The organism is Gemmatirosa kalamazoonensis (assembly GCF_000522985.1).
GTDB lineage: Bacteria > Gemmatimonadota > Gemmatimonadetes > Gemmatimonadales > Gemmatimonadaceae > Gemmatirosa > Gemmatirosa kalamazoonensis.
Genome location: NZ_CP007130.1, coordinates 701,597 through 715,228, shown reverse-complemented (window position 1 = coordinate 715,228; position 13,632 = coordinate 701,597). Strand labels below are relative to the sequence as shown.

The window sequence follows — 13,632 nt, the reverse complement described above, 5'->3', positions numbered from 1 at the left end:
ATACGTCTCCGTCGGTCAGTAGGTGAGCCGGACCGTCGCCACGAAGCTCGCGGTCGGCGGCAGGATCGTCTGGAAGCCGTTCGAGAGGTCGCCGACGGCGCGGATCTCGGGGTCCCAAACGTGCTGGTTGCCGAGGGGGACGTGCACGAGACCGTCCCGCGACGTGCTCCAGCCGTCCTGCGCGGTCCACAGCATCATCAGGTTGCGCCCGGCCAGGCTCAGGTTCGCGGCCGACGCGCCGACGCGGTGCGCGAACTTGTTAGGCACCGTGTACGACGCCGAGACCTCGCGGAGCCGCATGAAGCCCGCCTCGTACGTGCCCACCGCGTCGTTCTCGATCGAGCGGTAGACGAGGAAGATCGGATCGTCGCGCTTGATCACGGGGAGCGTCGAGCCCTGGTTGTGCAGCGCGCGGATCTCGGTGTTGCTCTGAATGTGGCCGCCGTTGCCGTCGACGCGCGCGTAGAGGCGCAGGTTGCGCCAGAGCGTCACGGTGTTGGTCACGCCGACTTGCCACGTGGGCTGCGTGTGCCCCCACAGCACGCGCGGCGCCTGCGAGCACGGCACCGGCGCGCCGCCCATCTCGAGCCCCGAGCGGCCGGTGCCGCCGTCGCACATCGCGTCGCGGAAGCCCGCCGGGACCGACGGGTCGAGCGTCGCCGAGACGACCTTGTACAGGAACATGTCGGCGAGCGAGAACCCGACGCGGTTCTGCGCCTGCCCACCGCCGCCGACGGTGAGCGACTGCACGCCGCCCATGTCGATGATGCGGTTGCCGTTCTTGGAGAGCTGCGTGCCGACCTCCCACGCGAAGCGCGAGCCCTGGAGCAGGCGCACGTTCGCGCCGAGCTCGTGCCCCCACCCGTTCACGCGGCCGAGGTTGAGCACCTGGTTCCCCGGGAACCCGGCCGACGGCGGGAGCGGCGCCTGCACGATCTCGTCCTTCACGTGGCGCGTGTAGTACGTGTACGACAGGTCGAGCCGGTTGCCGAGCAGCGTCGTCTCGAAGCCGCTCTCGAGCTCCGAGCTCTTCTCGGGGCGGAGCTCCGGGTTGCCGAACGAGCCGGGCTGCAGGCCGGGCTGGTTGCGGTAGCCGGTGATCGGGTTGTAGAGCCGCGACGCGTCGAACGTGTTCGGCTGCGCGCCCGCCGCGCCGTACGCGAAGCGGAGCCGCAGGTTGTCGACGCCCGGCACCTTGAAGAACGGCTCCTCGCTGATGACCCACGAGCCGCTGACCTTCGGGTAGTACGCGGCCTTGAAGTCCTTGCCGAACGAGCTGTTGTCGTCGCCGCGCAGCGCGAGCACGAGGAAGCGGCGGTTCTTCCAGCCGATCGACTGCTGGCCGAAGACGCCGACCGTGGCGTTCGGCGTGAACGTCTCGGTGGCGCTCGTCGTCGCGCCGCTGGAGATCGTGGTGAGCGGCGGCGCCGAGAAGTTGGAGCCGGTCGCCGTGATCGTGCTGACCTCGTTGCGGTAGTGCTGGAGGCCGACCGTCGTCGTGAAGTCGAACGCGTTCCGCCAGTTGTACTTCGCGTTCGCGGAGTAGTCGAGCGTGAGGATCGTGCGGTTGGCGCGCTGGTCGTTCTTGCTTCCGAGCCCGTTGTTGCCGAGCGGGTCCAGGTTGCCTAACGGCTGGCGCGGGTAGAGCAGGTAGTTGTCCTCGTTGCCGACGTCGAGGCCGGTGACGAGCCGCTGGCTGAACCACGACCACGGGTTGTGCGTGGCCGTGAGGCTCATCGTCGTGCGATCGGTGCTGTAGCGGTTCTGGACCGTCGGCCACTCCTCGGGCGGCGTCTGGTTGAAGCCGCGCTGGACCCGGTTCAGCGTGAGCGGCGTGCCCCACACGAGCTGGCTGAACGGATCCGCGTCGATGCCGCCGACCTGCGCGAGGCGGATGCGGTCGCGGATGTACGACACGTTGCCCTGCAGGTTCATCTTCTGCCCGACGAGCGCGTCGATGTTCGCGCGGCCGGTGAACTTGCGGTCCCAGTTCCACGACACGATGCCGACATCATTGTCGTACGAGCCGGAGAGGAAGTAGCGCGCGGCCTCGGTGCCGCCGCTCGCGCCGAGGTTGTAGCCCTCGTTGCGGCCGTTGTGGAAGATCGGCCCGTTCAGCGCCGTCTCGTGCTGGTAGAGGTTGACGCTGTCGATCTGCCCCGTCGCCGTGTTCCGGCCGTAGAGCATGCCGGCGCGGCCTTCCGGGTTCTCGAGCCAGTTCAGGCCCTGACGCGTGGTGAAGTCCCAGCTCGCCTTCCCGCTGCGGCCACGCTTCGTGATGATCTGGATGACGCCGTTGCTCGCCTCGGTGCCGTAGAGCGTCGACGCGGCGGGGCCCTTCAGGATCTCGATCGACTCGATGTCCTCGGGGTTGACGTCGTTCAGGCGGCTCGCGCCGGCGCCGCCGCGCTGCGCCTGACCGCGCGCCGCGGAGGCGTCCATGCGCACGCCGTCGATGTAGATGAGCGGGTCGTTGGACAGCGACAGGCTCGTCGCCTGGCGGATGCGGAGCTGCGCGCCGGTGCCGACCTGCCCGGTGGCGGGCAGCACGATGACGCCGGGCGTCCGCGAGCCGACGAGCTGCTCGACGTTGCGCGGCGACGCGACGGCGCGCACCTCGTCGGCCTTCACGGTCTCGATGACGTTGCCCACCGCGCGCTTCTGCGTGGCGCCGCCGGTGCCGGTGACGACGATCTGGTCGAGCTGCACGGAGCGCGCGGTGAGCGCGAAGTCGAGCGTGACGGTCGCGCCCTCGCGCGCGACGACCTGGCGCTCGGAGGCGCCGTAGCCGAGCAGCCTAACGCGCACGGTCTGCGGGCCGCCGGCGACGCCGGTGAGGGTGTAGCGCCCGTTGGCGCCGGTGCGCGCGCCACGGGTGTCGCTCGCCGCGCCGCCGATGTTCACGACGTAGACCTCGGCGTTCGCGAGCGGGGTGCCCGAGGCGGAGTCGGTGACGAGGCCGGTGATGGTGGCCGGGCGTGCGGGCCCCGCACCGCCCTGTGCGGATGCGGTGCCCGCCCAGAGCAGGGCGGCCAGTGGCACCACGCGCCACCGGATGAGGGAGCGGTCCAGCATGAATCCTCCGTGCAGGATTGGGGGGACGAACGGCCGGTCGGCCGCACAGTCAATGACCCCCGCTGTCAGGCGGAGGTCAGCGTCGCGACGCCGGCGCGCGCGAGCTTGTGACCAATCCTACGCGATGTTCACCGCACTTTGCGTTACAAAGCACTTGTTGTATACTTTCTCCGATAGCCTGGATACCGGAGGCGCCCGATGTCCGCCCTCAGGCGATACTTCTTCGACACCGTCTACTACCCGCGCTCGGCGTGGCGCGTGGTCGCGTGGTGGGAGCGCCGCCGCCTCAGCTACAACGCGGCCGTCGGGGCGTGCGGGCTCCTCACGCTCGCCGTCTTCGCGATCCTCGGCATGCTGCCGCCGCGCGCCGCGCTCGTCGTCGTCGTCCCCGCCTACGCGCTCGCGGCCAACGTGTGCTATTCGTTAGGCGCGCTCGCCGACCTCGCCGCGCGCCGCGTCGGCGGGCCCGACTGGGCTCCCATCGGACCCACGCTGTTCCGCTACGGGTTCGTCTTCTCCGTCGGCCTCACGCTGCTCCCGATCCCCGTCGCGATGCTCGGCTGGCTGCTGCGCCTGCTGGCGCGGACCGCCTAACGATCCGCCCGCGGCCCGAGCCGCGTCAGCGCCCACGCCGCGGCGCGCTGCAGCAGCACCAGCGCCGCCGTGATCCCGAGCGCCAGCGTGAACAGCCCCAGGTTCGACGCGTCGCCGGCGCGCAGCGCGAAGCTCATCGCCGTCGCCACCGCCGGCGGGTGCACCACGTCGAGCACGATCATGAGCGTGATCGTCACGACCATCGCGCCGCCGGCCGCCACATAGCCGGGCCCCAGCGTCGCGAAGCACAGCCACCCCACCAGCGCGGCGACCGCCTGCGAGAGCGTGAGCGCGCGGACGCTGTTCATCCCGTGCTCGGGATCGAGGTAGATGAGGAACGCGCTCGACGCGAGCGACGCGAACAGCAGCCGCTGCGTCGTGACGCGCTCGACGAGCGCGAGCACGACGAGCACCGTCGCCGTCGGCAGCGCGGCGAGCGCCAGCTCCCCGGAGAGCGGCAGCCGGCGGCGCAGCGCACGCTCGCGCGGCGCCCCGGGCTCCAGGCTGTCGCGCGGCGGCCGCGGTCGCGACTCAGCGTCCCGGTCCGGTCGATCGATCGTCACCGGTCGCGATCCGGAACCAGCGGTAGCCGTACGGTCCGAGGGCCACCTCGCCGCGCAGGTCGGGCGCGCGGCCGTAGTCGCGGTCGGTGAGCAGCTCCGTCACCTCGCCCGGGCCGACGTCGCTCGCCGCGAGGCACACCGTGCACGGCTCGGGCGCGAGGTTGTGCAGCGTGATCACCGCGCTCGGCCCGTCCGGTGCGCCGATCTCGCCCACCGGCGTCGGCACGACCGCGGCGTGTCGCGTGCGCCAGTCGCAGCGGATCGCCACGACGCTCGGCACGTCCACGGCGATCGCGCGGCCGCTCCCCCAGCCGATCTCCGGGCAGCCGTGGCGCACGCCCAACGCACGCTGGAGCCAGTTCAGCAGCGAGCCCGGGTCGCGCTGCTGATCCGCGACGTTCACCGCGTCGGGGCCGTACTCGCCGGTCACCATCGGGCGGACGAGGCGCTCCGGCGGCGCCGTCGAGAAGCCGCCGTTCGGCCCGCGCGTCCACTGCATCGGCGTGCGCACGCCCTCGCGCTCGGGGAGCGAGAGGTCGTCGCCCATGCCGATCTCGTCGCCGTAGCGCAGCACCGGCGTGCCGGGGAGCGCGAGCATGAGCGAGTGCGCGAGCTCGAGGCGCGCGCGGTCGTTGCCGAGCATCGGCGCGAGGCGGCGCCGCACGCCGCGCCCGTAGAGCCGCATGTCGACGTCCGGCGCGAACGCGTCGTAGCACGCGCCGCGATCGTCGTCGGTGAGACGGCCGAGGTCCAGCTCGTCGTGGTTGCGCAGGAAGTTCGCCCACTGCGCGCTCGGCGGCAGCGCGGGCAGGGCGCCTAACGCCTCGACGAGCGGCGCCGCGCGGCCCGTGGCGAGCGAGAGGAAGAGGTGCTGGTTCGCGTAGAAGTTGAACAGGAGCTGCAGCTTGTCGCCGCTGCCGACGTAGTCCTCGACCTCGTCGGGGAGCACGTTCGCCTCGGCCAGCAGCGCCGCGTCGCCGCGCCGCCACGACAGGAAGCTCCGCATGTAGCGGAAGAACGTGTGCGGCCGGCGCGCCTCGACGACCGCCGCGCTCACGCCCTTGCGCTCGATGAGGAACGGCGCCGCGTCGAGCCGGAACCCGGAGACGCCGAGCTCCAGCCAGAAGCCCATGATCTTGCGGATCTCCTCGCGCACGGCGGGGTTCGCGAGGTTGAGGTCCGGCTGGAAGCGGTAGAACCGGTGGAAGTACCACGCGCCGGCGACGTCGTCGTACGACCACGTCGACTCCTCGACGCCGGGAAAGACCATCCCCTCGCGCGCGTTAGGCGGGGGCTCGTCGGCCCACACGTAGTAGTCGCGATACCTCGAGGCGCGGTCGGCGCGCGCGGCCTGGAACCACGGGTGCTGGTCCGACGTGTGGTTCACGACCAGGTCGATCATCACCCGGATGCCGCGCTCGCGCGCGACGCGCAGGAAGTCGACGAAGTCGCCGAGGGTGCCCAGCCGCGGATCGACGCCGTAGTAGTCGGCGACGTCGTAGCGGTTGTCGCGGTTCGGCGAGGGGTAGAACGGCAGCAGCCACACGCACGTCACGCCGAGCGCGTGCAGGTAGTCCACGCGCGAGGTGAGGCCGGAGAAGTCGCCGACGCCGTCGCCGTCCGCGTCGCGGAAGGTGTCGACGTTGATCGCGTAGATCGCCGCCGACTTGTACCAGAGGTCACCGGGTCCGAGCATCGTCCCTCACGACTCGTCGTCCTCGAACAGCATCGTCACCGGCCCCTCGGCGGCGCCCATGACCTGCGCGAGCGTCCCCAGGTCGCCCGCCAGCCGGTCGACCGTCGCCGCGTCGAGCTGCTCCAGCGCGGCGAGCAGCCGCTCGGTCGGCGAGCTGGGGGCGCGCGCCATCACCGCCTCGCCGTCCGAGGTGAGCTCGAGCTCCACGCGCCGCCGGTCCTCGGTGCTGCGCACGCGCCGCACGAGGCCACGCGCGGCGAGCCGGTCGACCATGCCCGCGGCCGACGACCGGTCGGTGAGCGTGCGCCCCGCGAGCTCGCTGATCGACTGCCCCGGCTCGGCGGCGATCTGGCCGAGTACGAAGAGCTGGGCCGGGCTCAGCGCGCTCTCTTGCTCCACCTGCCGGGCGGCGAGCCGCAGCGCGCGGAAGATGCGGCGGAAGCGGTCGAGCGCGGCGGCGACGCTGTCGTCGGGCGGGCGAGCGGTGGTCGTGGATCGGGGACGTGACGGCATTCGAGCGCGGGACGCGTGGACGGTGCGTGGTACACCCTGCGTCATGCGGAAACTGAGCCATGGGCTCCCGACCGACGGTCCCGAGGTGTATCATTGCGGGGTGTACCCCGGAAGCACACCGATGAACCGGCGACGACGCCGATGACGAGTCCCGAGCTGCCACCCGAGGTGATCGCGCTCGTGCACGGCCCGGTCGGCACGATGGCGCACGTGGAGATGCTGCTCGCGCTGCGGGCCGCGGAGCCGGGCACGTGCAGCATCGACCAGATCGCGGCCGCCGCGCACCTGAGCACCGCCGCCGGCGCGCGCGAGATCCTGAGCGAGCTGGAGACGGCGAGCCTCGTCGCCGCCGGCGGCGGGGATCTGTGGCGCTACGCGCCGCGCGGGTCGGCGCTCCGGACGGGCGTGGACCTGCTGGCCGCGATGTATCACCAGCGGCCCGTCACGCTCGTGCGCGCGCTCTACGAGCGTCCGGTGCGCCCGCTCCACCGGACGCGTTGACGACCGCGGAGATGGGATCGGAGTCGACCGGTAGCGATCGACTCCGACCCCGTTTCCACCCTACTTGAGCCGCGGATCCGTCGTGCGCGGCGCCTTCGCGCACACGGGCCACGTGCGCGGCCCGCCGCGGAACCCACGCCCGGCGCCGTTCGGCGCGTTAGGCGCGTTCGGCGCGTTCGGCGCGTTCGGCGCGTTCGGCGCGTTCGGCGCGTTCGGCGCGTTCGGCGCGTTCGGCGCGTTCGGCGGCCGCTGCGCCGCCTGCTGCTGCAGCCGCGCCGCCTCGGCCGCGAGGTCGACGCGCTCGCGCGTGATCTTGGTCGGGTCCTCGCTCGCGAGATAGACGAGCATCGCCGTCAGCGTGGCGTTCGACTTCAGGTCGTCGAAGATCACCTTGTCGTACGTGTCGCGGTTCGTGTGCCAGGTGACGCTGTTGTAGTTCCACGACAGCGCGCCGAGCCCGAACGCCGGCGCGCCGTAGCACGCGAACGAGAAGTCGTCGCTGCCGCCGCCGGCCGGGAAGCCGGGACCGCTGAAGTTCACCTGCGTCTTCAGCTCCGTCGGCACGCGGTCCAGCCACGTGGCGATGTGCTCCGCCGCGTTAGGCAGGCCGCCGCCGCCCATGCGCACGACGCGCCCCGTGCCGTTGTCCTGGTTGAACAGCGCCTGCAATCCGGCGAGCACCTCGGGGTGGTCCTCGGTGAACGCCTTCGAGCCGACCTCGCCCTCCTCCTCGCCCGTCCAGTGGCCGACGAGGATCGTGCGCTTCGGGTGCGGATAGGCCTGCTTCAGGATGCGCATCGCCTCGAGCATCGTGAGCGTGCCCGTGCCGTTGTCCGTCGCGCCGCTGGAGCCGTCCCACGAGTCGAAGTGCGCCGAGAGCATCACGTACTCGTCGGGCTTCTCCGACCCGCGCACCATGGCGACGGTGTTGAAGATCGGCTGCTCGCCGAGGAGCTGCGCGTCGAGATCGAGGCGAAGCTTCGGCTGGTCGCCGGCCTCGGTGAGACGGAACACGAGCCCGTAGTCCTCGCACGACAGCGCGATCGCCGGCGCCTTCGTGTCGTACGTCTCGAAGATCTCGATCGTCCCGAGCGCGTCCTTCGGCCGCGACGTGATCACGCCGGCGGCGCCGCCCTCCTCGAGGCGCATGCCGAGCTCCCCCGTGCCGATGGCGAGGCTGTAGCCGGTGCCGCGCACGTTGCGCCCGCCCCACTCGGCGCGCACCGCGGCGCGCGCGCTGTCGAGCCGCGCCTTCGTCGCCGGCGTGGCGAACTGCGTGATCTCGTCGCTCGACCGGCAGGTCGGCTGCGGCGCGGACACGAGCACGAGCTTGCCCTTCGCCTGCGGCAGCCAGCGCACGAACGCCGTGCTGTCGGCGAAGCGCGGCAGCACGATCGTCGACGCGACGAGCGGCTTGCCGTTCGTGCCCGGGCTGTAGCCGAGCATCGTCCCCTCGAGCGTGCGCACGCGCGGCGCGACGAGGTCGATGTGCGACCAGCCGCGCCGCCACCCGCGCCACGTGCCGACCTTCTCGTTGCGCGCGTCGATGCCCCACGCCTTGTAGGTCGAGACGAGCCAGTCGTTCGCCGCCTTGTGCAGCGGCGTCCCGGTCAGGCGCGGGCCGATCGAGTCGAACAGCACGTGCGCGAGCTGCTCGGTGTGGGAGCTGTCCGTTCCGAGCGCCCAAATGCGTTTCAGCACCGGGTCGTCGGTGGGGAAGGTCTGCGCGGGCAGCGCGCGCGCGGCGAGCAGCAGAGCGCCGAGGGCGCCGAGGGGGCGGAGTCGCATGAGGGTCGGAGATCGGATGAGCCGAGCCGGCCGCCGGGGCGGCCTCCCCCATTGAACGCCCGCCGCGCGGCATTCGCTGAATCGGGGCCCTGTCCAAAGTCAGGGATCGCACCAGCCATCGTCGGAATGGCCGCGCCGCCGAGATCCCGTAGGATGTGTCGTGCGGAACCACTTCAGCCCATAGAGGATCGTGTCATGTATACAGCGATCGAGACCTACCGCGGCGTCGTCTACCCCTGGAACGTGGATCATGTGGGGCACATGAACGTGCAGTTCTACACGGCGCGGTTCGACGAGGCGTCGTGGCAGTTCCTCGGCCGCCTCGGCCTCACGCCGGCGTCGCTGCGCGACGAGGGGCGCGCCGCGGTCGCCGCGGACCAGCACACGCAGTACCGGCGCGAGGTGTTCGGCGGCTCGCTGGTGCACGTCACCACGGAGCTGCTCGAGGTCGGGCGGCGCAGCCTGCGGTTCGTGCACCGCATGTACGACAGCGCCAACGACGAGGAGGTCGCGACGACGGAGATCGTCGGCGTGTACTTCGACCTGCTGCGGCGCGTCTCGGTGGAGCTGCCGGCGATCGTGCGCGAGCGGATCGAGACGCTGCGCCTCGACCCGCCCGTGCTGACCGCGAAGATCGCCTGACGGCCACGCCTAACGATCGCCCGACGCGTCACGTCGTCGTCACGCACTCGGAGACGACCTGCGTGACGGTGCGGCCGTTGATCCACGGCGTGCCGTTCAGCGTGCCCGTGCCGGGATCCCACGTCACCGTCTCGGTCACCGTGCCGCCGACCTTGCTCTGGTCGCTGTCGTGGGTGATCTGCAGCACGAAGGACCCGTTCTTCAGCTTCTTGATCTCGGTGAGCGCCACGAGGTGGCCGATCGGGTTGCCGGAGATGCCGATCTCGACGTCGCACCCCTTCTTCATCGCCGCGAGCGCGCCGCCCAGTCCCCCCTCGGCGCGCGTCTTGATCGGGACCTTCTTCTCGCGCAGGTACTTGTCCTTCAGCAGGTACCAGTTGCCCGGCACGCCGGTCGCGACGTTGAAGCCCTGCGCCTTCTTCATCGCGTCGATGCTGATGAGGGCGTCGTCGACGGCGAGCTTGTTCTTCGCCTTCAGCCACTGCAGGCTGTTGGACGCCGCGGTGGGACCGCACTCGTTCTTGCCGGCGTCCTGATTCGGGAAGTTCGCGTGCGACGCCTGATCGACCGGCGTGTCGCCCTTCACCGGCGGCTTCGGCTTCGCCTTCCCGCCGATGCTCCCGCCCTGGACGCCGCCGGCGAGCACCATGTCGGTGTGACCGACGGTGGCCGGGGTCGCGCCGAGCGGCATGCGCTCGATCGGCCGGTCGACGAGCACGAAGTCGTACTGCAGTGCATCGACGGGCGTGCCAGGGGCGGTGCCGAGGTCGAACTCGAACGAGCGCGTGACCGGCACGCCCGGGCCCTCGGGGCTCGACAGCGGGATGTTCTGCACCTGCCACGTGCCGTTGACGACGAGGTTCGCGTACAATTCGGTGGACGAGCCGTCGAACTGCACGGTGGCGATGCCCCACTCGGTGTACGGCTCCATCGGATCGTCGTCGAACGAGATGTTCAACTGCTGGAAGCTGATCGTGTACGGCGTGTACGTCGGCGGCACGGCGGTCGCGAGCTGCGGCCGGGCGTGGGGTGCCGTGGGCGGCGGCGACGGGTCGGCGCAGGCGGCGAGCGCCGCAACGACGAGCAGCGCGAGCGACCGACGGTGGGCGGGACGAGGGGTGAACATGCGCATCTCCGCGTGAGTGGACGAGGGACCTCACGTTCACATGCCACTCACCGCCGAGAACATCACGCGCATGAGCGAGACACTGCTGTTCGTGTACGGCACGCTGCGACAGGGTGGACCGAACCACGCCCTGCTCGCGCGCGCGCGCGATGCCTCGGCCCCGCGACGACCGCGGAGCGCTACGCGCTGTTCGTGGACGGGATCCCGTTCCTCGCGTCGACGCCGGCCGTGCACCGCGTGCGCGGCGAGGTGTACGCGGTCGACGCCGAGACGCTCGCCGAGATCGATCGGCTCGAGGGGCATCCGCGGTGGTACGAGCGGCGCCCGATCACCGTGGTGCTCGAGGAGGCGGCGCGCGCGGCGCGAAAGGCCGCCGGCCCCGCGTTCGCCGACGCGCCCGCGACGCTCGCCTGCGAGACGTACTTCAACGACCGGCCGACGGGGGCGCTGTCGCCTAACGGCGATTACGGCACGGAGCTGCGGCGGCTGGCGCGGGCCCGAAGTCGCCGTTAGGCGCGCCGCGCGAAGATCCTCGGCGGGGACGGCTCCTCGAGAGTTGGACGCGGATCGCGCGGATCGCGCGGATTCCCGGATAGACTGTAGCACTACGCCGTGAGCCTATCCGCGTGATCCGCGCGATCCGCGTTCCGGATCTCACGGAGGCGTCTCGGCCGAGGGGCCCGATGCGGCGCGACGATTCATCTCCGGAACAGCCAGCTCGCCTTCAGGAACAGCGCGTCGCTCTCCCGCCGCAACCCGTCGAGCGCGAGCGCATCCGACCGCGCCGACGTGCCGCCGTAGCCGAGGAACACGACCGTGCCGGGGACGGGCTGGTACGAGAACAGCCCCTCGGCGCGCAGCGAGCTGCGACGGAACGGCGCCGGCGCGGCGAAGCGTCCCGTGACGGGATCGCGCAGCACGATCGGGGCGCCGCCGCGGGTGTCGTCGCGGAGCGCGGTCTGCTGCTGCGCGCGGTACTCGCTCACGACGCGCACGAACACCGCGCGGGTGAGCTGGTACTCGACGCGCACGCGCGGGATGTGGTCGCGCGCCACGAGGTCGCCCGCCGGACGGCGGTAGTACCACTGTCCCTGATACTGCCCCGACACGCGGAGCTGGTCCGTCGGGCGCCACGTCACGTTCGCGAGCGCGAAGCCAATGGCGCCGCTCGCCCACTCGAAGAAGTTCTCGTCGTGCCCCCAGACGTAGAACGCGCTCGCCGAGACGTGGTGGAACTGCGGGGTGGCGAGGGAGAGCGCCCAGTCGAGGTTCGGGATGGCGGGGCGCGGCCCGAACGGGACCGTGTCGCGCGCCGATCCGTTAGGCACGATGACGTGGTAGCCCGCGTACAGGTCCGGATCGAAGCCGAACCGCTCGATGAACGCCGTCGCGCTGGCCTGCCAGCCGCCGCGCAGCACGCCGTTCACGTTGAGGTGCAGCTTCTTCTCCAGCGCGTCGCGGCCGGACACGAAGCGGTCGTACTTCCACGTGCCGTCGAGCGTGACGTCGCCGGTGATGCGCTGCACGACGTCGGTCGTGGCGTTCACCCGCGTGACGCGGTGCTCGACGAGCAGGTGCGCGATCGCCGGCCGCTGGATGAAGCCGAGCTGCGCGTCGAAGTCGGGGTCGATCGCCGTGAGCTCGTAGCGGAAGCCGAAGCGCTGGCCGTTGCGCGACAGCCGCGCATCCCAGAGCGGCCCGGTACGCACCGCGCCGTCGCCGCCGGTGCGGCTGGCCGCGAGCTGGAGCTGCGCCGCGTACACGCCGCCGAAGCGCGCCCGCGCGTCGACGTCGGCCACGCGGTTGCTCCGCGCGCCGTCCACGCGATCGGTGTAGGCGGCGCCGAGCTGCACGCCGTTCGGGAGCGAGCGGCGCACGCGCAGCACGTTCGCGATCGGGTGCGCGCCGTCGAGCGACGCCGCGCGGTCGTCGACGGCGGAGAGGGCGGCGACGTCGGCGCCGGCGACGCGGCCGATGAGCTTGAGCGCGCCCTGCGGCTGCACGAGACGACGCGTGTAGATCAACCCGTTGGGCACCTCCATCTGCTCGATGCCGTCGAGGAAGAACGGACGCTTCTCGGGGAAGAACAGCGCGAAGCGTGGGTCGGTGACGAGCTGTCCCTCGTCGGACTCCACCTGCGAGAAGTCGGGACGCACGGTCGCGTCGAGCGTGAGGTCGTTCGTCGCGCCCCAGCGCGCGCTGCCGCCGAGCGAGCTCGCGGCGCGCCCGTAGCGCCAGTCGCCGGCCGGGTCGGGCGCGCCGGTGGTGCGCACCGTCCATTCCGGCGTCGCGTCGAGCACGAGGCCGCGGTGCAGTCCCGTGAGCCCCTCGAGCGTCCCCGCCTGCGCGAGGAACGACGCCGCGCCGCGCCGCGTCGGCGTCCACGTGTCCTCGGCTCCGCTGTGCTGCACGTGGCGCACGATCTCGAGCGTCCACCGCTGCGGGTCGGCGGGCTGGTACTTGAGGCTCTTGAACGGGATGCGCACCTCCACCTCGTAGCCCCACGGCGTGACGTGCCCCTTCGACTCGAACACGAAGTCGGGGGAGAGGTCGGGCGTCTCACGCGTCGCCGCCGCCGAGGTGACGCCGCTCGTGGCGATGTTTCCCGTCTCGGTGAGGATGCCGTCGGCCTGCGCGCCTAACGGATTGACGCCGAACACGAGCGCGTGGCGTCCGTCGTGGAACGTGCCGAGGTAGATCTCGACGTAGTCGTCCTGCGCGATGTGATCGCGCTGGGCGAGCGTGGCGTGGGGCGCGCCGTGCGCCTCGTAGGCGACGACGCCGAAGTGGATCGCGGTCGGCGAGTACCACACGCGCACCGTGGTGGAGTCGACGGCCGGCACGCCGTCGACCGGCGCGTACTGCGAGAAGCCGCCGAGCACCGCGGCGCGCGCCCACGCCGGCTCGTCGAGCCGCCCGTCGACGATGATCGACGTGGCGAGGCGCGGCGCGCTCACCGCCGTGGCGCCGCTGCGGCCGTCGAACACCGGGCCGCCGAGCGCAGGGTCGAGCGCGGGCGCGGCGAGCAGCAGCATCCGGAGAAGCGAGGCGACGGAGAGGCTCATGCGCCCACGCTACGACGGCGACCCGCGCACCGCCGCGCGCCGAACGGACCTCTGTCCGGACTCTGACGT

At 71.7% G+C, this 13,632-nt stretch carries 11 protein-coding genes; 4 read left to right on the top strand and 7 right to left on the bottom strand.

From position 1 onward, the window contains the following. Positions 1–15: 15 nt before the first annotated feature. Positions 16–3,075, bottom strand: a complete 3,060-nt coding sequence (locus tag J421_RS30650) for a SusC/RagA family TonB-linked outer membrane protein (protein WP_025414950.1) — start codon at positions 3,073–3,075, stop codon at positions 16–18. A gap of 198 nt (positions 3,076–3,273) precedes the next feature. Between J421_RS30650 and J421_RS30645 the strand changes: the two genes are divergently transcribed. Continuing rightward, positions 3,274–3,669 carry a hypothetical protein gene (locus tag J421_RS30645; RefSeq protein ID WP_025414949.1) on the top strand — a complete coding sequence of 132 codons (396 nt, stop codon included), beginning with the start codon at positions 3,274–3,276 and terminating at the stop codon, positions 3,667–3,669. Here J421_RS30645 and J421_RS30640 read toward each other — a convergent pair. Genes J421_RS30640 through J421_RS30630 form a run of 3 tightly spaced genes read right to left on the bottom strand, consistent with a single transcriptional unit; the run spans position 3,666 to position 6,441 of the window. Beyond that, the gene (locus J421_RS30640; protein ID WP_025414948.1) at positions 3,666–4,232 is read right to left on the bottom strand and encodes an HPP family protein; all 567 of its coding nucleotides are present in this window, start codon (positions 4,230–4,232) and stop codon (positions 3,666–3,668) included. The genes J421_RS30645 and J421_RS30640 overlap by 4 nt on opposite strands. Next, entirely contained in the window at positions 4,201–5,928 is a 1,728-nt protein-coding gene (locus J421_RS30635) for an alpha-amylase family protein (protein WP_025414947.1), read from the bottom strand. Before J421_RS30635 ends, J421_RS30640 begins: the two co-directional genes overlap by 32 nt. Positions 5,929–5,934: 6 nt before the next feature. Beyond that, on the bottom strand, positions 5,935–6,441 hold the full coding sequence (locus J421_RS30630) for a MarR family winged helix-turn-helix transcriptional regulator (RefSeq protein WP_025414946.1): 507 nt from the start codon (positions 6,439–6,441) through the stop codon (positions 5,935–5,937). A 141-nt stretch (positions 6,442–6,582) separates the two neighbouring features. Between J421_RS30630 and J421_RS30625 the strand changes: the two genes are divergently transcribed. Beyond that, positions 6,583–6,942 (top strand): hypothetical protein, encoded by a 360-nt coding sequence (locus J421_RS30625; protein WP_025414945.1) that lies wholly within the window; start codon positions 6,583–6,585, stop codon positions 6,940–6,942. A 60-nt stretch (positions 6,943–7,002) separates the two neighbouring features. Here J421_RS30625 and J421_RS30620 read toward each other — a convergent pair whose 3' ends face one another. Beyond that, positions 7,003–8,730, bottom strand: a complete 1,728-nt coding sequence (locus J421_RS30620) for a M20/M25/M40 family metallo-hydrolase (RefSeq protein ID WP_025414944.1) — start codon at positions 8,728–8,730, stop codon at positions 7,003–7,005. Positions 8,731–8,925: 195 nt separating this feature from the next. On the opposite strand from J421_RS30620, the gene J421_RS30615 reads away from it, so the two are divergent. Then, positions 8,926–9,372: an acyl-CoA thioesterase gene (locus tag J421_RS30615; RefSeq protein ID WP_025414943.1), complete on the top strand. Its 447-nt coding sequence runs from the start codon at positions 8,926–8,928 to the stop codon at positions 9,370–9,372. A gap of 28 nt (positions 9,373–9,400) precedes the next feature. Here the strand turns inward: J421_RS30615 and J421_RS33325 are convergent, their stop codons facing one another. Continuing rightward, positions 9,401–10,498: a hypothetical protein gene (locus J421_RS33325; protein WP_158509002.1), complete on the bottom strand. Its 1,098-nt coding sequence runs from the start codon at positions 10,496–10,498 to the stop codon at positions 9,401–9,403. Between the two features lie 192 nt (positions 10,499–10,690). Between J421_RS33325 and J421_RS34235 the strand changes: the two genes are divergently transcribed. Beyond that, positions 10,691–11,011, top strand: coding sequence for a gamma-glutamylcyclotransferase family protein (locus J421_RS34235; RefSeq protein ID WP_236646382.1), 321 nt, complete (start codon positions 10,691–10,693; stop codon positions 11,009–11,011). 185 nt (positions 11,012–11,196) lie between these two features. Here the strand turns inward: J421_RS34235 and J421_RS30605 are convergent, their stop codons facing one another. Beyond that, a complete protein-coding gene (locus J421_RS30605) occupies positions 11,197–13,563 on the bottom strand; it encodes a carbohydrate binding family 9 domain-containing protein (RefSeq protein WP_025414940.1) in 2,367 nt (788 codons plus the stop codon). Positions 13,564–13,632: the final 69 nt, after the last annotated feature.